The organism is Petrotoga sp. 9T1HF07.CasAA.8.2, assembly GCF_002895585.1.
GTDB classification, from domain to species: Bacteria; Thermotogota; Thermotogae; order Petrotogales; family Petrotogaceae; genus Petrotoga; species Petrotoga mobilis.
In genome coordinates this window covers 136,586-156,945 of record NZ_AZRI01000036.1, presented here as the reverse complement: position 1 = coordinate 156,945, position 20,360 = coordinate 136,586, and the positions used below count along the sequence as shown (strand labels likewise).

General features: G+C 33.5%; 19 protein-coding genes. 3 read left to right on the top strand and 16 right to left on the bottom strand.

Going from position 1 to position 20,360, the window contains the following annotated elements; all coding sequences use genetic code 11:
• Positions 1 to 62: 62 nt before the first annotated feature.
• From X925_RS08345 to X925_RS08320, 6 genes are all read right to left on the bottom strand, one after another.
• Entirely contained in the window at positions 63 to 1,073 is a 1,011-nt protein-coding gene (locus X925_RS08345; protein ID WP_012209521.1) for an ornithine carbamoyltransferase, read from the bottom strand.
• 241 nt (positions 1,074 to 1,314) lie between these two features.
• Positions 1,315 to 2,670: a dihydropyrimidinase gene (gene hydA / locus X925_RS08340; protein WP_121959664.1), complete on the bottom strand. Its 1,356-nt coding sequence runs from the start codon at positions 2,668 to 2,670 to the stop codon at positions 1,315 to 1,317.
• A gap of 14 nt (positions 2,671 to 2,684) precedes the next feature.
• Positions 2,685 to 3,887, bottom strand: coding sequence for a YgeY family selenium metabolism-linked hydrolase (locus X925_RS08335; protein ID WP_121959663.1), 1,203 nt, complete (start codon positions 3,885 to 3,887; stop codon positions 2,685 to 2,687).
• A gap of 93 nt (positions 3,888 to 3,980) precedes the next feature.
• On the bottom strand, positions 3,981 to 5,246 hold the full coding sequence (locus X925_RS08330; RefSeq protein WP_121959662.1) for a threonine synthase: 1,266 nt from the start codon (positions 5,244 to 5,246) through the stop codon (positions 3,981 to 3,983).
• A gap of 1 nt (position 5,247) precedes the next feature.
• Entirely contained in the window at positions 5,248 to 6,714 is a 1,467-nt protein-coding gene (locus tag X925_RS08325) for a phosphoribosylaminoimidazolesuccinocarboxamide synthase (RefSeq protein WP_012209517.1), read from the bottom strand.
• A gap of 256 nt (positions 6,715 to 6,970) precedes the next feature.
• Positions 6,971 to 8,329 carry a uracil-xanthine permease family protein gene (locus tag X925_RS08320; protein ID WP_012209516.1) on the bottom strand — a complete coding sequence of 453 codons (1,359 nt, stop codon included), beginning with the start codon at positions 8,327 to 8,329 and terminating at the stop codon, positions 6,971 to 6,973.
• Between the two features lie 263 nt (positions 8,330 to 8,592).
• Between X925_RS08320 and X925_RS08315 the strand changes: the two genes are divergently transcribed.
• Genes X925_RS08315 through X925_RS08305 form a run of 3 tightly spaced genes read left to right on the top strand, consistent with a single transcriptional unit; the run spans position 8,593 to position 10,505 of the window.
• A complete protein-coding gene (locus X925_RS08315) occupies positions 8,593 to 8,916 on the top strand; it encodes a hypothetical protein (protein ID WP_012209515.1) in 324 nt (107 codons plus the stop codon).
• The gene (locus X925_RS08310; RefSeq protein WP_012209514.1) at positions 8,916 to 9,425 is read left to right on the top strand and encodes a hypothetical protein; all 510 of its coding nucleotides are present in this window, start codon (positions 8,916 to 8,918) and stop codon (positions 9,423 to 9,425) included. Before X925_RS08315 ends, X925_RS08310 begins: the two co-directional genes overlap by 1 nt.
• Before the next feature lie 9 nt (positions 9,426 to 9,434).
• Entirely contained in the window at positions 9,435 to 10,505 is a 1,071-nt protein-coding gene (locus tag X925_RS08305) for a hypothetical protein (RefSeq protein WP_103065488.1), read from the top strand.
• A gap of 97 nt (positions 10,506 to 10,602) precedes the next feature.
• On the opposite strand, the gene eno is transcribed toward X925_RS08305, so the two are convergent.
• The 10 genes from eno to X925_RS08255 form a co-directional block, all read right to left on the bottom strand.
• Entirely contained in the window at positions 10,603 to 11,901 is a 1,299-nt protein-coding gene (eno, locus tag X925_RS08300; RefSeq protein WP_121959661.1) for a phosphopyruvate hydratase, read from the bottom strand.
• 78 nt (positions 11,902 to 11,979) lie between these two features.
• Complete coding sequence (pyrH, locus tag X925_RS08295) at positions 11,980 to 12,678, bottom strand: UMP kinase (RefSeq protein WP_012209511.1); 699 nt, start codon at positions 12,676 to 12,678, stop codon at positions 11,980 to 11,982.
• Between the two features lie 98 nt (positions 12,679 to 12,776).
• The gene (gene tsf, locus X925_RS08290) at positions 12,777 to 13,370 is read right to left on the bottom strand and encodes a translation elongation factor Ts (RefSeq protein ID WP_103065487.1); all 594 of its coding nucleotides are present in this window, start codon (positions 13,368 to 13,370) and stop codon (positions 12,777 to 12,779) included.
• 132 nt (positions 13,371 to 13,502) lie between these two features.
• The gene (coaD, locus tag X925_RS08285) at positions 13,503 to 13,991 is read right to left on the bottom strand and encodes a pantetheine-phosphate adenylyltransferase (protein WP_012209509.1); all 489 of its coding nucleotides are present in this window, start codon (positions 13,989 to 13,991) and stop codon (positions 13,503 to 13,505) included.
• Positions 13,992 to 13,993: 2 nt separating this feature from the next.
• Positions 13,994 to 15,097 (bottom strand): tRNA 2-thiouridine(34) synthase MnmA, encoded by a 1,104-nt coding sequence (mnmA, locus tag X925_RS08280; protein WP_103065486.1) that lies wholly within the window; start codon positions 15,095 to 15,097, stop codon positions 13,994 to 13,996.
• A complete protein-coding gene (locus X925_RS08275) occupies positions 15,090 to 15,560 on the bottom strand; it encodes an Rrf2 family transcriptional regulator (RefSeq protein WP_012209507.1) in 471 nt (156 codons plus the stop codon). The genes mnmA and X925_RS08275 overlap by 8 nt, the downstream gene beginning before the upstream one ends.
• 89 nt (positions 15,561 to 15,649) lie before the next feature.
• Positions 15,650 to 17,443, bottom strand: coding sequence for a LysM peptidoglycan-binding domain-containing protein (locus tag X925_RS08270; RefSeq protein ID WP_012209506.1), 1,794 nt, complete (start codon positions 17,441 to 17,443; stop codon positions 15,650 to 15,652).
• Positions 17,440 to 18,102, bottom strand: coding sequence for a DUF2225 domain-containing protein (locus tag X925_RS08265; RefSeq protein ID WP_012209505.1), 663 nt, complete (start codon positions 18,100 to 18,102; stop codon positions 17,440 to 17,442). The genes X925_RS08270 and X925_RS08265 overlap by 4 nt, the downstream gene beginning before the upstream one ends.
• Positions 18,099 to 19,013, bottom strand: coding sequence for a signal recognition particle-docking protein FtsY (ftsY, locus tag X925_RS08260; RefSeq protein ID WP_012209504.1), 915 nt, complete (start codon positions 19,011 to 19,013; stop codon positions 18,099 to 18,101). Before ftsY ends, X925_RS08265 begins: the two co-directional genes overlap by 4 nt.
• Positions 19,014 to 19,064: 51 nt before the next feature.
• Positions 19,065 to 20,345 (bottom strand): alpha-amylase family glycosyl hydrolase, encoded by a 1,281-nt coding sequence (locus X925_RS08255; protein ID WP_121959660.1) that lies wholly within the window; start codon positions 20,343 to 20,345, stop codon positions 19,065 to 19,067.
• Positions 20,346 to 20,360 lie beyond the last annotated feature (15 nt).

Genomic DNA, 20,360 nt, shown 5'->3' with positions numbered 1-20,360 from the left:
GTCTATTCTCTTTTTTGGTTGATTAACAGTTTTAAAAATGATTGTTCACCTCCAAATAATGATCAAGGCCTTCCTCCCATAGTCAAAGCCATGATTGCTTTTGCTGTATGTAAACGATTTTCCGCTTCATCATATATTATAGAATGAGGACCATCTATAACAGAATCAGTTACTTCTTTGCCTCTGTCTGCGGGCATCGCGTGCATATAAAGGACATCTTTATCGGCTAAAGACATTCTTCTTTCATCACAGATCCAATCTTTGTGTTTTTCAAGATTTTCCTTCATCTGTTTTTTACCTTCATCTGTATCAGGATCTTCAACTCCTAAAAATCCACCCCAATTCTTTGGAATTACAATTTGGGCTCCATCGAAAGCCTCATCCATATCGTTTGTGAACTTTAAACTTCCACCATGTTTTTCTGCGTTTTGTTTTGCTTGTTTCATGAGTTCAGGCATAAGTGGAAATTCTTTTGGGTGAGCGATAGTTACGTCCATTCCATATCTTGTAAATAGTAATGCTTGCGTTTGAGGTACAGACAAAGGTTTTGCATGGGATGTTGCATAAGCCCAAGATATAGTGACTTTAATATTTCTAAGATCATTACCACATTTTTCTTTTATTGTCATCAAATCCGCTAAACCTTGTAGAGGATGGTAGAAATCATCTTGAAGGTTAATAACAGGTACATCCGCATATTTTGCAACCTCTCTCATGTAATTGTTACCAATTCCAAAGAAACAGTTTCTTATCGCTATGGCATGACCGAATCGACTCAAGACAATAGCAGTATCCTTTGCGGATTCACCATGAGAAAGTTGCATCTTATCCGGTGTCAGATCATGAGCATGTCCCCCCAGTTGAGTGATGCCAGCTTCTATAGAATTTCGAGTTCGTGTAGATTGTTCGAAAAACATCATAAAGATAGTTTTTGATCTTAACAAATGATCCGTAGGTTCTCCTAATGCAAACCTCATTTTAAGCTCATTAGATAATTCAAAAACAGTTTCTAATTCTTCTTTACTCCATTCTTGTGTAGTTATAAAGTCTTTTCCCCTAAAAAGTGTATTCATCTTATCTCCTCCAATATTATTATATATACTATCTTTGGAAACTTTGAACCCTTCTTTAAACCTTACTTCTAGAATTCAAAAATTTTTAAAATACCTCCATCATTCTAAGTTACATACAATCTGCTTTAGCTCCCCTTCGCCCAGCAGCCCACCCCGCTGGGTGGGGGAGGGCTCCGCCCTTTAACCCTTTTAAAATTAAAATCTTATTTTTGAATATCTTTTTATTTCTAAAGTGCCTATATTATATAGCTTTTATAAACCTTCCAAAACCTTTTTCTCCTAGGAAATTTCTATCTTTTACGATTACTTTTCCCCTTAAAATGGTTGTAACGGGGAGACCATCTACTTCAAATCCTTCAAAAGGTGTGTATTCTGCCTTTGAATGGGTGTTAGAGCTATTTAATACTTCCTTAAAATTTGGATCGAAAATAACTAAATCAGCGTCTGAATCTACAGCTATTGTTCCTTTTTGGGGATATAATTTAAAAATTTTTGCAGGATTGGTGGAAAGCAGCTCAACCAATCGGTTAATAGAAATTAAACCTTTATTTACTCCATATGTATAAACCAATGGGAGAAGTGTTTCTACTCCTGGAATACCAGGAAATACATCCAACGAATTTTCACCTTTTGATTTTTGTTCTGCATCGTATGCACAGTGATCTGTGGCAATTACGTCTATAAAACCTTTTTTTACCCCTTCCCACAAAGCTTCGTTATCTTCTCTTTCCCTCAATGGAGGAGTCATAAGATAAAGTCTAGCTTTAGAGCCTTTTAATAATTCCCTAGTTAATAAAAGGTAATGAGGAGTAGTTTCGACATACAATTTAAAATCTTCTAATTTCTTGTAATCTTTTACAACCTGATAGCCTTTTTCAGATGAAAGATGCACGATGTATAACGAAGCGTTAGCTTTATGAGCAATCTCACAAATTTCTTTAACAGCCTTTTGCTCAGCTTCACTTGACCTTATATCTGGATGGTATTGAACATCTAATTTGTTCTCTTTCTGGAATTTGATAATATTTTTTTCAATAATTTCATTATCTTCAGCATGAACAGCTACTATTAAGTCATTATCTGAAGCTGCTTTAAATAAAGGTTCCCATTTCTCAGGAGACAACATATATATATCTCTGTAGGTGGTGAAAGCTTTTAAACTAGATATTCCAAAATCTTTGATCTCTTTAAGCTGATGATTTTGCTTAAGTGGATCAAAATGGTTGTTAATAACCATATGAAAATGAAAATCGATCACGGAATCTATAGTTTCTTCAAATCTTTTTTCTAATCCCTTCATTAAAGAAGCTGCTTCCATATCGGCAAAATCTATGTGTGTGGTTACTCCACCTAAAGCAGCTGATCTACCTCCCCAATAGAAGTCATCTATACTTGTGGTACCTCTGGCGTGTAAACTAAAATGAGTATGACTATCTATAATACCGGGGAAAACATACTTCCCACTTGCCTCTATTACCTCTTCATCTATATTAGGTTCTAAGTTAGCATCTATTTCTTTTATTTTCTCTCCTACTATTCTAATGTCCTTTTTTTCAGCTTTTGTGGTGGTAACAACAAAACCGTTTTTTATTAACACTTCAATCCTTCCTTTTACGAGTATTTTTGAACGTACAGTTTAGGAATGCATGCATACATTGCAGCAGCCTTCACTAACTCGCTTTTCCAAGTTTTTTCGTTGGGAGCGTGTGCTTGATCTTCATGTCCCGGACCGAATCCAATACACGGTATACCATACCTTCCCATTATTGAAACACCGTTGGTGGAAAAAGTCCATTTATCTACCAATGGTTTTTCTTCAAATAAGTTTTGATATGCATCTATGAGAGTTTGACAAGCAGGATGATCTTCCGATAGTACCCAGGCAGGGAAATACGCTTGTGTGGGATATACTAATCCAGTATAGGATGGCTTTTCATAAGTGTAAAGTTCCACATCGGCATTGTATTTTGCAGATGAAGGTAAATTTTTAATCTCCTTTAATGCATCATTCCAATTTTCTCCCCAAGTCAACCTTCTATCTATAGATATCGAACAACCATCTGCAACCGCACACCTTGAAGGAGAAGAGAAGAAAATTTCAGAAACTGTCAAACTGCCTTTTCCTAAGAAATCATCATTTTTTAAACAAGTGTGTAATACTTGCAGTTCTTTTATGATGTCAGCCATTTTATATATAGCGTTGTCTCCTCTTTCAGGAGCTGAACCATGACAACTAATACCGTGCGTCGATACTTTTATTTCCATCCGACCGCGTTGGCCTCTATATATATTGCAAGAAGTTGGTTCTGTAATAACTACAAATTCTGGTTTAATTTTATCCTCTTCGATGATATATTGCCAGCAGAGTCCATCACAATCTTCTTCCTGAACTGTTCCAGTAATTAATAGGGTATAATCATCAGATAAATCTAAATCTTTGATAATCTTGGCTCCATAAACCATAGAAGCCATTCCACCTTCTTGATCACTTGCCCCTCTTCCAACGATAATTTCATCGTCTTCGTAACCTTTATACGGATCGTAATTCCATAAATTTATATCTCCAATACCTACTGTGTCTATATGAGCATCCATAGCTATTAAGTGTTTTCCATTGCCGATGTAACCTTGAATGTTTCCCATAGGATCAATCTCTATTCGATCGAAACCAACTTTTTCCATCTCTTCTTTAATTCGTAAAATAACTTCTTTTTCTTTTCCACTTTCACTTGGAATAGCAATCATGTCCCTAAGAAATCTGGTCATGTCTTTTTTGTATTCCTCGGCTTTTGATAGTATTTGTTGGTAATTCATATATTTTGATGAACCCCCTTTTATCTGATAGTTTTTTTGCTTATTGCTGTTTTTTTTATGATAGAAATAAATCTCGTTCAACTATTTAATAAGTTATTTAAAATTATATTTTTCTAATAGTTGAGATAATTCATTTAAATTCGGATCTAAAGACAAAGGAGCGCCCGTTGCTTTTTCAGCATTTTTAATATCTTTCAGACCGTTCCCAGTAACAACAACCGCAACACTTTCAGAAGGTTTGATTATGCCGTTTTCAACAGCTTTTTTTATACCAGCCACTCCTGCAACTCCTGCAGGTTCACCAAAAATGCCAGTATTCTTTCCTAAAATTTTTATCATATTTAGTATTTCATCATCTGTTACATTGATCATATCACCATTTGAATCTTTAACTGCTTTAATAGCTTTTATATAATTTCGAGGTTTTCCAACAGCAATGCTATCAGCGATGGTATTTTCGGGAACTGGAACAAGATCTGTATCGCTTTTAAATGCCTGAGTAATTGGCGCACAGCCTTCAGATTGCACCCCTAATAGCCTTGGTAGTTTATCGATGAATCCTATTTGTTTTAAATCATACATACCTTTCCAAGCACCTGCTATTGTGCAGCCATCACCCACGGAGTAAACTAACCAATCAACCATTTCCCAATTTAATTGTTCAGCGATTTCAATTGAAGAAGTTTTTTTACCTTCAACTAAGTAGGGGTTTATCGCAGCGTTTCTGTTATACCAGCCCCACTTATCAATAGCTTCTTGTGATAGATAAAAAGTTTCTTCATAAGACCCCTTTACTGATAAAACTAAAGCTCCAAAAACCAATAGCTGAGTAACTTTTCCAATTGGGGCTCGCGAGGGAACAAAAATAACAGCCTTCATTTCATTTCCCATAGATGCTATGTTCCCCGCCAACGAAGAGGCAGCGTTCCCAGTAGAAGCGCAGGCAACGATGTTCATGCCTGCCTCTTGTGCTTTTACAACAGCTATAGCTGAAGCCCTATCTTTCAAAGATCCTGTTGGATTTAAACCATCATCTTTAATGTAAAGGGTTTCTATACCTAACAGTTTCGCCATAACATCACTTTTGTATAAAGGTGTGCCTCCAATCTTCAAAGGGGGTTTAGGGGTGTTAGGTTCTATAGGTAAGAGTGGTGAATATCTCCATATAGATGGATCAGGATTTGCTTTTAAATCTTGCTTATTCCAATCTTTTTTTATCTTTTCGTAATCGTATTCAACATCTAAAATACCTTTTTCTCCACATTTTGGGCAAAGATATTGTGTTGGTGAAGCTTCGTATTTTTCCCCACAAGAAATACAAACCAAATCTTTTACATATTTCAGTTTTCTCCCCTCCAATTTAGCCTAATAATCCCGTTTTTTTGTTAAATTCATTTATTAATTGATCGATTTTGTCTGCAATTTCAAAGGCATTACCCCAATATTTTTCATCGTTGTACCATTGCTCGTTCAATTCTTCTAATTCTTTACCCTGCTGTTCTATCCAAGTATAGTATTTTAAATTGTGTATTCTTTTTTTATCATAATAACTCAGTTCCTGAATAAAGTCTGTTTTTACCCCCATTAGATGCTTCTCAAAATCTACAGCAGCCTGCTGTTCAGAATATTTACCTTTTTGCTCTTGTAACTCTTTAAGCCTAGAATCGTATAATTCCATTGAATCAGTGAATACGGTCATCACAACATCTTTATCTGTTAATTCGTAGTATTTGGCAAATTTTATAGCAGAAAGAACATTTGCAATAGAAGAGATTCCCAGTAAAGATAAATTATTTACTATCGACGAAGAGACTCCCTGTTTTCTTAAAAAGTCTTTCCCTTCAGGTTCGTTGAAAAGCCTTATTAAATTCATAGCATCATTGTCATCTATTGCCATAACCATATCGGTATTTTTAACGTTATGAATCCAAGGCACATGTTTATCTCCTATGCCCTCAATTCGATGGGCACCAAATCCGTTGTATAATAAAGTGGGACACTGCAGTGCCTCTGAGACAGCTAATTTACTATTTGGGTACTTAGATTTTAAATATTCTCCTGAACCCAACGTTCCAGAAGATCCTGAAGTGAGGACGGTTCCTGCCAATCTGTCTTTTTCCCCCATAATTTTTTGCAGCACCTCTTCCATAGCAGGCCCGGTAACTACATAATGCCACAAACGATTGCCCATTTCATCAAACTGGTTGAAAATAACAATATTGTCGTGAGTAGACTTTAATTCATTACATTTATCGAATATCTCTTTTACGTTACTCTCACTTCCGGGTGTTCCTATTACTTCCCCCGCAACTTTTGATAACCATTCGAATCTTTCTCTACTCATACCTTCAGGCAATATAGCTATGGATTCACATCCTAAAAGCTGGGCGTTATAAGCTCCTCCGCGACAATAATTTCCTGTTGAAGGCCAAACGGCTTTTTGAGTAGTAGGATCAAATTGACCGGTTACAAGCCTTGGTACAAGGCACCCAAAGGTGGCACCAACCTTGTGGGAGCCGGTTGGGAACCATTTACCTACCAATGCCACGATTCGAGCTTTAACGCCCGTTAATTCAGATGGTAACTCAAAGTAATTTACATCACCATATAAACCACCTTTTGGAACTGGTTCGTTTTTCCATGTAATTCTAAATAAGTTGTATGAATTAACATCCCATAAACCTATATTTTTTAGCTGTTGTTTGATTTTATCAGGAATCAAAGCTGGATCTCGCATCTGTGCAAAGGTAGGTATAATAATATTATTCTCTATAGCCCTTTCTACTGCTTTTTCGAGTACCTCTTTGTCCATAGTAAAATCTATCATCTTATTCCTCCTAGGTCTTTTAAATATTTTTTAGATATGTTCTCATACTTGGAATCAAAAAGGCTTCACAGTGATGTACTTTCAAGATCAAAGCCTTTTTTCTTCGTTAAGTTATTATTATACATCTTTTTGACCAAATAATAAAATTTGATTTTCATTGATAAATCAAATTAATCTTTTTTAGTTGTCTATAAAGAACAATAAACGGGAATAATCATGAATAATCAACTTTATTCATAAGTGGCAATAAGTAAACTTAGGCTTTATATCCATTCTTTTCCTTTTTTGGTTCTGGTATCAAAAGGTTTAAAATAAAAGCGGTTAAAAATCCAACAGTAATGTTAGAAGAAAAGACAACAGCCATCCATTCTGGTAATTGGTTCACTATGTCGGGCCTAAATGTAACTCCCAATCCCAAAGCTAAAGAAAAAGCTAATATAAACATTTTTTTATCGCTTAGTCCACCTTTTGTTGCAATTTTCATACCTGCCATCGCTACCATTCCAAAGAGAGCTATAGTAGCACCTCCTAAAACAGGTTTAGGCATAACGCTTACTAAAGCACCAATTTTAGGAAAGACACCTAATAGTATCAAAACAATTGCCACACCGTAGCCAACGACTCGACTAGAAATTTTACTAAATTGAATAACTCCAGTATTTTGACTGAAAGTTGTGTTAGGAAGAGTATTAAAAACAGCTGCTAAAGCACTCCCTACACCGTCCAATAAAACTCCTCTTTTTAATCTTTCATCGTGAATTTTGCCTTCAATTGGTTCGCCACTAACTTCAGCAATAGCTGTCAAATCACCTACTGTTTCAATTGTAGTAATAATATATGCTAAAATCCAAGGAATGATAAGTGCCCAATTAAATGATAGCCCATATTTAAATGGGATAGGGACTGTTACCCATCCAGCTTCTACAATCGGAGCAAAATCCACCATACCCAACGGTATTGCAACCAGATATCCTGCAACTAAACCAATAGCCACCGCCCCAGCTTTTATGATGCCTTTGCCATATATATTTGCAATCACTATGATTATTAATACGAACAAAGCTATGGCTAAATTTTGCACATTCCCAAAATCAATAGCTCCAACTCCTCCACCAATGTCGGTTATGGCTGTTTCTATCAACCCTAAACCTATTAACATTACAACTGTACCAGAAACTACAGGAGGGAATATCTTGCGAGTTTGAGCTAAAAACCGACTCAAAATCATCTCAACCGGGGACGTAATAAGTGCCATACCTAAGACTAAAGGTAACCCCCCTAAGTTTGCAGCGACAATCGCCATAGGAACAAATGTAAAACTTGTCCCTTGTACTGCTAATAGACCGCTACCAAAAGGTCCTAATTGTTTTACTTGAAAAAAAGTAGTTACCCCGGAAATAATCAAAGCCATGCTGACGAAATATCCCGTTTCTAGAGGATCCAAGCCCACTACCCCCGCGATTATCAAAGGTGGAGTAATGATACCAACGAACATAGCTAACATGTGCTGAATACTCAGAACAACCGTTGCATAAAACGGAGGTTTGTCTTCAAGTTTGTATAAAACTTCTGTTCCTTTTTCTTCTTCCGTAGTCTTTTCTGTGCTATCTCCCATTAATAATCACCCCTTTGAAAATGAATAGGATTTTTACTTAAACATTAACTTTAATTATACTTTAGTTTTGCTTTATTCGCAAGTAAAGTTTTTTATAGATTAATGGGTTTAATCGTTTTTACTTCCTGTTATTTTTTTATAATTCCCCATAATCTGATATATTTAACTTAACGTATAAATTATGATATAATCTCAATATAGATTGAGAAGTAATTGTACAGTTTTAAAAATAATTTAATTGTTCGAAAAGGAGGACAGTCGTAATGTTTAACTTTTTTAAAAGAAATAAGTCAGATAATTCAAAAACCTCTAATAACAATGTTTTTTACGATGAAAAAAATGCATTAGTTATATATTTCAAATGTTCAAAATGTGGAGAGAAATTTAGAAGTTATCTTAGAAAAGGCTACGATTTTATTACGGATTACGATACAGGGGAGTACAAAATAAATAAAGAATATATTGGCTCAAAATGTTTTAACAGAATACACCTTTCTGCCACTTTCGATAGGAATTATAAATTAAAAGAATACACCTTAGAAAACGCGGAAATTATAGGTAAAGAAGAATGGGAGGAAAAAAGCTAATGCCTAGAACGAGAGGGGAAAAAGATACTAACGTAAATTTGTTTGAATATCGACCTGTAAGACCTTTTATTCAAATACCAGAAAAGGTACTTATGTATATTTTGCAACTAACCCCGTCGTCTTTTGCAAAGGTATATTTATACTTGTACAACATGAGCTACGGACTTGGATACGATCATACAGTTACCCATACCAGTGTGCGTGAAATAGCTTCAAATTTGAACATTAGCATTGGAAGAACACAAAATGCAATTACTTATTTTAAAAAAATTAAAGCTATAGAAAAAATAGAGTCAAGAGCGGTAATTGGAACAAAATACAAAATAAACGTGCCTGAATATTCTTCGTCTTTTAACAACTGGTACTTCACTGCCCCCAATAAAGTTAGATACATAATGATGAAAGAGAAATTGCTTACTTCGGAGAAGTTGGTTACTTCAAAAATCAAACGGTATAAATCTGTTAAAAAATCTTTGGAAATGGGTTTGTTTGATGATCTTGAAGAGTAGGGTAATAAAATGTATGACAATTTGTTGAGTTTAATCCTTTCTCAAAATAATTCCTTTTTATACGATTACGCTAAAAAAAATAATATTAATAGATTCGTAGGAACAGTTCTCTATTCTAAGAATAATTTAGTTGTAGTTGGAGTTAGAAATTTTCTTTTCCTTCTAGAAAATCAAAGCACTCAAAATTTTCAAACAGGTGTTAGGGTAAATTTAAATTTTCAAGATAAAACACATAATATGGATGCTCCAATTAAGATGAAATATTTGGGGGAGGCATCAAAAGACAGCATAAAATTAAGTTTGAAATTTCCAAACTTTAAAAATATTGATGCCGTTAACCTTAAATCTCCTAACTTCACTGAAACCCAAAATATTAAAGCGTCGGTATGGCTCGCAGAGTTTTCTCGAACTTTAAACGAACAATTAAAAAAATTAAAATTTGATAATTTAGAACCCCACGAGTTTACTTCTTTTAAAAAACTAACCGAAAAAATAGTAAATTCACTTCTAAAATCTTTTAAAGATAACTTAAACTCCGTTTTATCACCTTCTCACTCTGCGGTCAAAATTGTTGATATGATAAGAGCCTATATTTCTAAAAAGGATAATTTAGATTTTTTCTCTAAGAATGAGATAAGATTAATGAAAGAATTATTAACCTTGCAGGAAGAAGATAAGAATAGTCTACTTAATAAATATGAATCCAAAACTTCTATAAAACATAACATAGTGGATAAAACATTAAATTCTTACCTAACTATTAAAAATCTTAGCTTAGAAATAAAAACACCACTGATGTTTTTTTCTATCTTTGGGATGCCTATATTTTTAGCAATTGATAGAGAATATCAAAACAATTCAAAAAATTACCAGCAAGAGGCAATGAACCAAAAGTTGAATTTAATTCTTTTGACTAATAACTTTGGGGTTATAGATGCAAATATACAAAGTTTTGAGAAGGAAATTTATATAAGTTTTGAATTGGAGAATAACTCTGCGTATTTTAAATTGAAAACCCAGTATCTCATAGAAAAATTGGAGGAAAAAGATTATCTAGTGAAAAGGATTGATTTTGTATGATAAAATTAATTTCGTTCAAGTATTATAACAAATATATCTATTAAAAAAACCGGTGAAATAATAAATCACCGGTTTTTTTTAGTTAATTGAATATTTATTACTTTTTAATTGAATAAAAAGCATTCAAGCCTCTATATTGTGCAGTTGAACCAAGCTCGTCTTCGATTCTTAACAATTGATTATATTTCGCTATTCTATCGGTTCTAGAAAGTGAGCCAGTCTTGATAAAACCTGCATTTACAGCTACTACCAAATCGGCAATAAAAGAATCTTCCGTTTCTCCTGAGCGATGAGATACAACGGCGGTCATATTATTTTTATAGGCTAATTCAATGGCGTCTAGAGTCTCGGTTACACTCCCTATTTGATTCAATTTGATCAAAATAGAGTTTGTAGCCTTTAAATCTATACCTTTTTGCAATCTTTTAACATTAGTAACGTATAAGTCATCACCAACTATTTGTACCCTGTCTCCCACTTTTGCGGTGAACTCAGAGTAACCTTCCCAGTCATCTTGATCGAAAGGATCTTCTAATGATTTAATAGGATATTTATCAATCAACGATATATAATATTCGGCTAATTCAGCAGCACTCATTTCTTTTCCATCAACAGAGTATTTCTTTGTTTCTTCATTGTAAAACTCTGAAGCTGCGGCATCCATGGCGATAAAAATTTGTTTACCAGGTTCGTAACCAGCAGCTTGTATGGCTCTAATTATGTATTTTATAGCTTCTTCATTGGAATTTAAATTCGGAGCGAAACCACCTTCATCTCCAACAGAAGTTATGTGCCCTTCTTTTTTCAAAATATTTTTTAAATTGTGGAAGACTTCAGCCCCTGCCCTCAAGGCGTCTTTAAATGAATTAAATCCAGCAGGCATAATCATGAACTCTTGAATATCGAGATTATTATCGGCGTGTTGTCCCCCGTTTATTATATTCATCATTGGTACGGGCAAAACTTTGGCGTTCACGCCTCCTAAATACTTATAAAGAGGTAGTCCCAAGGAGTTAGCTGCAGCTCTTGCCACTGCCATAGAAACAGCTAATATTGCATTAGCGCCAAGATTTTCTTTGTTTTCTGTTCCGTCTAAATCCAGCATCACTCTATCAACGTTTACTTGATCAAAGGCATTCAATCCAACAACCTCTTGCTCAATAATGTTGTTTACGTTGTTCACGGCTTTAGTAACACCTTTTCCCATGTAATAATCTTTATTACCATCTCTTAATTCTAAAGCCTCAAATTTACCTGTTGAAGCACCTGAAGGAACAATAGCTGAACCAGTTACACCTGTAGATAAAGTTACCTCTGCTTCAACGGTTGGATTTCCCCTCGAATCCAATACCTCTCTTGCTTTTACTGATACTATTTCATCGTAAAACTTTTCCATTTAAATAACACCTCCAGAAATTTATTATTTAATATTTCGTGAAACCTCGAATAGAACTCATGCTTGAAGAAGAATTTGTTAGTGATCGACTTTTGTACCTATATTCTCTCCTTCAACAGCTTTAAGCAAGCTTCCTTCTTTGAAAAAATTGATAATCAATATTGAAAGATTATTTTTTTCACATATTGAAAAAGCCTCTGTATCCATAACTTTTATTTGCTCTTTAATCGCTTGTTCATACGTTATATTATTGTATTTTTTGGCATCTTCGAATAATTTTGGATCTTTATCGTATATCCCATCAACCTTGGTAGCTTTTACAAGTATATCTGCATTCATTTCTATCGCCCTCAATGCGGCAGCGGTATCAGTAGTGAACAAAGGGTTTGATGTTCCTCCACCAAATAAGACAATATAACCAGCTTCAAAATATTGTTCAATAAAATCGTATTTAAGTGGCAATACAGAGGGTAAATTAACAATTGGGGAAACTATAATACTTTTCAAACCATTCTTTTCGAAGAGATTTTTAAGATAGAGTGAATTAATGACGGTGCCCAACATCCCTAATTGATCTGCCATTTGAATTTGGAAATCTTTCAGCTCTTTCCCCCTAAAAATATTGCCAGCTCCTGTAACTATACCCAATTTTATATTTAAACTGTGGATTTTCTTGATCTCGTTCACCAGATATGTTAACATTTGTTCAGAAAATCCTTTTTCACTTTCACCACTCAAAGCTTCCCCACTTAATTTTAATAGTACTCTTTTGTACATAGGGCCTCCTTTTAAATAAGAGCATGCAGCCTTATAGTTGAAAGAAAAATTTTATACTCCATAAATAAAGCAAAAAGGCGGAAGACTCCACCTTTTTATCATTCACCGATTGCAAATCTTGCAAATTTATCCACTGTTATATTTTCTCCTACCTTAGCAATCATAGAATTAATAATGTCTTTGATGCTTTCCCCTTCTCCAAAAACATATTCCTGTTCAAGAAGACAATTTTCACTGTAGAATTTTCCTAATTTATTTTCTACAATTTGTTCTTTAATATTGTCAGGCTTGTTGGAATTTTTTAACTCTTCAAGGTAAATTTCCTTTTCTTTATCGATAATTTCTTGAGGTACATCTTCCCTTGAAATCCACTTTGGATTCATCGAAGCAATTTGTAGTGAAATCTTCTTAGCTAAATCGTGGAAATCATCAGTCCTAGCCACAAAATCTGTTTCACAACCTAATAATAAAAGAACACCTATCTTTTCATTATGATGAATATAAGAGTACACGATACCTTCGTTGGTGACTCTTCCAGCTTTTTTAGCAGCTTTTATGGCACCTTTCTTTCTCAGGATTTCTACGGCTTTATCTATATCTCCATCAGCCTCTTCCAAAGCATTTTTACAATCTAACATTCCTGCCCCTGTTGAAGCTCTAAGATTCTTTATCTTTTCAATTGATACGTCCACTTATAATACCTCCTAATGCTTATTATTAATGTTTAATAAATTTGAGTATTTGAAATCTCAACCGTTGGCTAAAACTAATTTATTTTAACACAATTAATTGAATATTAAAATAAGAAAATTATTGTTTTATTACTATTTTTTTAATAGTTTTTCTTTTAACTTCAATTCGACGAACTTAGAAACCCACTTACTAACATCTCCGTTGTAAGATGCAATTTCTTTTATCATAGATGAAGAAATATAAGAGAAATCAGTATCAGCCATGAGAAAAAAAATTTCTAACTGAGGAAAAAGCATATGATTCGCGTTTGCCATTTGAAGTTCATACTCGTAATCACTGACCGCTCTTAAGCCTCTTATTAAATTATAAATTTTTTTCTCTTTTAGGTAATTTACCAACAGACCGTCAAAAGATTCAACAATAACATTTGGTATATCCTCTAAATCTTTTTTTACCATTTCAATCCTTTCTTGGAGAGAAAACAAATACTTTTTGTTCGGATTATTCACAACAACAACATACAGATTGTCAAATCTTTCAATAGATCTTTTCACTATATTAACGTGTCCAAAGGTTATTGGATCGAAACTTCCTGGATAAGCTGCGTCCCTAATTCCCATTATCAAACTTCCTCCATTTCTTTAATATTGATTACACCGGAAGCCAAAACAACACCGCTTTCATCATAAATTGTTGCAAATTGTCCAGGAGTAACGGCAAATATAGGCTCTTTAAAACTTACTTTTAAAGTATGATCTGCAATTTTTTTAACAACTGCGGGCTTTTCCTCACTTTTTTTGCGAACTCTACAAAAGCCTTCTATTTCTTTGAAATCTACAAAAAAGTTGACATTTTGTACAATTAGTTCTTTAGAATACATTTCTTCAGTAGGAGCAACTATGAGAACATTCTTTTGAGGAAATATTTTATAAACATGCAGTTTTACATTTGCGTTTTTATAGTAGCTTATTCCAGAACGCTGACCAATAGTGTAATTCATGTATCCTGTGTGTGTTCCTATTTCGTTTCCTTCTAAATCGTAAACTTTTCCTTCTTCTGTAGTAACTCCATTTTCTTTTAGAAATCTTCTATAATCATTATCAGGAATAAAACACAACTCTTGACTGTCAGGTTTATTTGCCACACTTAAGCCTATTTTGTTGGCTATATCCCTGATTTCAACTTTATACATATTTCCCAATGGAAAGTGCAATTTGGGAAGAGTATTTTTGTCTATATAAGATAAAAAATATGATTGATCTTTGTATTGATCAACACCTTTTTTAATAATATAGGTAGAATACTTGTTAGAATACTCTTTTATTAAATAATGACCGCTGGAAACCCAATCTGCGCCATAGCTATGTGCAATTTCTAAAGCCTTCCCAAATTTAAAAAACCTGTTGCATAACATGCAAGGGTTTGGCGTTTTACCTTCTTTATATGTTTTTATGAAATAATCGATTATTTTTTCTTTAAATTCCTTTTTTATATCAACAATCTGAAAATCATCAAGATCTAACTTATCAGCAATTTTTAGTGCATCTTGTGTATCTGAAGGGCTACAACAAACCTTCTTTTTTTCTGGGATCAATGAGAAAACAACATCGCTTACAGTTTTGAAATGAAGCCCTATAACGTGATAATTTTGTTCTTTCAAAAGATAGGCAGCGACAGAGCTGTCTACCCCACCACTCATAAGCATTAATACTTTTTTGTTAGACATTTAATTTTTTTAATCTACCTCCTTCATTTTCAGCGATCTTGATCTTGGCAATTTTTCTTCCGTAATCGATTATATCTTGCAAAGTCATTTTACTCAGCTCTAACATAATAGAATTATTAACCCTTTTCCATACAAATTCAACGGCACACTCTATTTCCAACGAACATTCGCCAACAATACAATCAAAAGATTGAAGTGGTTTATCTAAGACTTGAATAATTTCACTCAAACGTAAATCTTTTGGATTTTTAGCCAAAGCATATCCTCCAAATTTACCTCTAACAGATTTAACTATTCCCGCATCACGTAATTCTATAAATATCTTTTCAAGAAAATCTTTTGGTATGTTTTGCCTTTCTGATAATTCGCTGATAGGTACTTTCTCTTTTCCTTCATCTTCGGCTAATACAGCTAATTCAAACAAAGCTCTTAAAGCATAACTGCTTTTAACAGTAAGAGACATATTTAATTCCTCCTTTTAAGATAAACGTTTCCTCAATTAATTAACACCCTTTAGATAAGCTTCGAATAGATTTACTAACTTTATAATTCTTATACATTTGATTTTCTACCAACTACATATATAGTTAGATTCTGTAAACTATTATTAGCTAATCTCACATCGTTTACATATATATCAATTTTATTACCCAATACCTTAGCTCCCGTATCTTGAACCTCAAAATAACCGTTATTGGGAAGATCCGATAATTCAGGTATATAAACTATGGTTCCTAAAGGCAAGACATCAGGATCTGCTGCAATTGTTTTATACGATGTTGGTTTTTCTCCAGACTTTGTTAGCCTAAAAGTTGGAGAATAGACAAGTTTGTCATCCCATTCTGTGTAGTACGTTGCCTGGAATTCTCCAATCATGTCGTAGAAAAGTTTCAATGGGTCTCTAGGTTCACCATTCTTCCACAATTCAACTGTTACAATACTCCCTGCGTTAGCAATTCCTAACGAAGTATTAGAATCAACCCATTTACCTTCATCAACATATGGTGTTTTTATATTCCCTATGACGCTTATAATAGCATTTCCGTGATCGATTTTTATATACCAATTGTTATTTGCTAACTTTCCGGTCTCAATTACCCTACCAGGTAGAACTGGATAAACTTGTTCGGTTTGAACCAAAACTCCTATCCCACTAGAAATTCCTGCAGCATTCCTTTCTCCAAAACGTACAACAATTTTTTCATACTCGGAGAGTGATGTTTTAGAAAATGGCCATCTAATATACTCTTCAATATTGTTCACTGGTATGATTAATTCTTGTCCTACTTTAATATTTGTGGATTGTAAATTGTTGGCTTGCAGTATAATTTGAACACCATTATTTCCTAATTTAAATGCGTTTGAAATACTAATTAGAGTATCCCCTGATTTCACTTGATACCTTACTTCGTTTGAATTCTCAAACAAATAACTTACTTCTGCATCCCCCACAGATCTATAAAGTTCATCTATCTTCAATTCAATATTTTGTATTTGACCCAGATATTTTTCGTTTAATGAATTTGATGGTTGAGTAATAACCTTCTGAAGGTCATATTTTAAATTTTCAACTTCCTTATCTAAAGAAGCAACTGTATTTTCTAAAGATTTAATATTCAGTATATCTTCGCTCTGATTTTGATAATAAAATTTTGAAACGGTCTCTTCAGTTTTATAATCAACTATATTTTCAACATATTTTTCTAAATTGAGTTTATCTACCTCTTGTTGCACAAGTTCTTTTATATTTCCATTTTCCAAAAAGTAAAATTCAGAGTTTTGAAAACTTTTCTCCAAATTATTAACCTTTTCCGTTAGTGAACTCACCGTATCTAAGAGGATTGTTTGGTCATTCTTAGGAATATTATTCACAACATTTTGTAATTCTGAAATCTGAATTTCCAATTGAGATACTCTTTGATCCAAATCAGTGTTTGTAAAATTATTTACCTTTTGTAGAGAGAGATTGTTAATTTGATTCTCTAAGCTTTGAACTCTTTGATCCAAATCTAAAAGTTTATCAATAGATTCAGAGCTTCGCCCTTCGTATAGATAATTTTCCAAGGTTACCACTCTGCTATCGATATTGGTGTACTGATCTTTTAAGCTTTTTGTCATATCAAAAGCATAACTGTTATTCTTTGAAATTTGATAAATTTCGTCAGATAAAGTATTAAATTTTTCTTCCATTTGAGTTAAACGCTCGTTTAAAGTATCCAACTGATTTTGAATTGCCACTAAGTCTTCGCTTGGCAAAGTAATTTCTTGAGAGGCAGGTTGAAAAACCGTACATCCCGATAGAAAAAATACCAAACCTATTAGAAAAATCCCAAAAAATTTCCTCACTTTAATTCACCCCTTAGAAATTTCGCAGCTTTTAAATACGGATTTGTAGGATTATTATAATTTTTCACCAAATAATCAAACAAATTCGCCGCTTCTTTTCTATTATTTAATCTATAGTTTATATATCCCAGATAGAACAAAGAAAATATATAATCTTCTTCTGAAAATGTTTCATAGTTCTTTTCAATTATCTTTCCACAATAGTAAAGTATTCCTAACTCCTTTTCTTCTTCATTTTGTTCACGATAATACCAAGCGAATTTTATTAAAATTTTTACTACTTCACTGGGTAGTCCCAAAATTGCGTAAATATTGGCTGCTATCATAAGTTGAGTTGCATAAAACTCGTGAGACTTTGAAGAAGAATTATCTACTTCAGGAAGAGATAATTTATTTATCTTACTCAAAAACAACTTAACCTGTTCAATATTTTGAGAATTTAAGTACTCATATATATAATCTTTATCTTTTTCTTGAAAAGTAAAGTTACAATTGGGACAGGTAATCAAAGAATACAGAGATACATTAACATCTCTATATTCAGGTTTTAAATCGAGATCGTAAGAACTTACCTTTATAGATGTAGAGGCCACTTTATCAAAAGAAAATTCTTTTTGACATATTGGGCAGACTGCAAAATCTCTAATAAAATCTTTCATATTACTTCGTCAACCCCTAATAAAGCATTGCAATAAGAAACCGGATCGAAAATTTGTAAATCGTCTTCTTTTTCTCCAAATCCCACCAATTTTATTGGGATATTGAGTTCATGGTTTATAGCAAAAGCTATTCCCCCTTTGGCGGTTCCATCTAATTTAGTTACGACTATACCCGTTATGTCTATAGCCTCCTTAAAAGCCTTAGCCTGTGAAATCCCGTTTTGACCAGTCGTTCCATCTAGAACTAACAGAGTTTCATGCGGAGCTCCTGGGACTTCTCTTTCAACCACACGCCTTATTTTTTTCAATTCATCCATTAAATTGCTTTTTGTATGTAAACGCCCAGCGGTGTCCACTAACACGACATCTTTGCCTCTTGACTTTGCATGTGTTATTGCGTCATACACAACAGCGGCGGCATCTGAACCTTTTTGGTGAGCTATCACGGTGGTATTTAACCTATTACCCCACTCTTTGAGTTGTTCGATTGCTGCTGCCCTAAATGTGTCTGCAGCAGCTAAAACAACTTCTTTACCTTGTTTAGAATACATCTTTGCTAATTTAGCAGCAGTTGTCGTTTTACCGCTACCGTTTACTCCAACAATGAGTATTACATAGGGTTTTTGTTGAAAATCACTAACTACTTCGTCTTTCTGTAAATTTTCCACTAGAATATCCCTCAATAATAATAGCGGGTCATTGTGAGAATTATTACTTTTATACCTACTTTTTAACTCTTCCAAAATTTTATGAGAAACTTCAACACCCATATCAGACATTATTAAAATCTCTTCCAATTCTTCCAAAACATCATCGTCGAGAACTTTACCAGAAAAAATAGTTTTGATATTTTTAAATACGGTGTTTCTCGCCTTACTTAAACCATTTTTGAACTTTTCAAAAATTCCCATTCATCTACCTCCATTAAATCAATCAAAGGTTTATTTGAATTATTAGCTGTTTTACCTGACTTTTATAATCATAGGTAACTTGCTGATCACAAAGTAGTTTTGTATTGAAACAGTTTCATTCGTTATAAGGTCTGTTCCATATAAATTAAAATCTACTGGTATTTTTCCGTGTCTATCTTCCAAATTCAAAATGGTAATGTATTCCTCCTCTTCTCCATTCCATTTTATCATTATTATACCCTCAGATAACTCGCAAAGAGAGAATTGATTACAAGTAGATTTAATCTCTTTAGTCAATTTAATGATCTTTTTGAAAAAACTTAAAAATTCATAATCACCTTTGTCCCATTTGATTGAATCTTTCTCAAAAAGGTTAGGCAGTTTTTCCATCATTAATTCTTGGCCTGCATATATTAAAGATGCCCCTGGCAAAAGATTATATAAAACAGTCCAATTTTTAATCTTATTTTTTCCCTCTAAAACGGATGCTATTCTAGGATTATCATGATTTTCTAAAAAACGCAACTTAAGAGAATTTTTTGGGAATATAGTTTCCTGCAAAAAAACATGTTCAAAAAAATGCTTCAAATCTTTCTCTCCAGAAAAATAGCTCCTTAGATAATAGAAGCCATCGTAATCGTATGTAAGGTCAAAAGCTTGATATACCTCAGAGTCCGAGTGAACATCGTACCCTTTAGTTCTGAGATCATGAATAAATTTCGGGTCAAGTGTTTCAGCCAACCAGATAATTTCCTTTTTTTGATTCAACAGTTCTCTAGATTTTTTCCAAAACTCTAAAGGCACTAGCGAAGCGACATCACATCTAAAAGCATCTACACCAAGATCAATCCAACCATCTAAAACATTTATTAGATAATCCCATAAATCTAAATTATCATAATCCAAATCGTAAACGTCGTTCCAATCTTCTACCTTTCTAGTTAATTTTCCGTTTTGATCTTTCATAAACCATTCAGGATGTGTTTCAGCTAGCTTCGAATCAATAGCGGTGTGATTGAAAACAATATCGATCAATATTTTTAATCCGTTATCATGTGCTTTGTCTATTAATCTTTTAAAATCCCTCTTATTACCAATTTCTTTCGATATTTCTTCGTAATCTTTTATTGAATAGGGACTTCCATGTGTACCTTTTCTACCAACTTTTCCGATGGGATAAAAAGGCATAAACCAAAGTATATCTGCTCCCAAAGCCTTAATACGTTCAATATCGTTATATATATCGTTGAAGGTTCCAGCATTTCCATAATTTCTAACAAAAACTTCATAAATTATAGAACTTTTTAACCAACTTGGTGAATCTATTGCCACGATTGGACCTCCTCG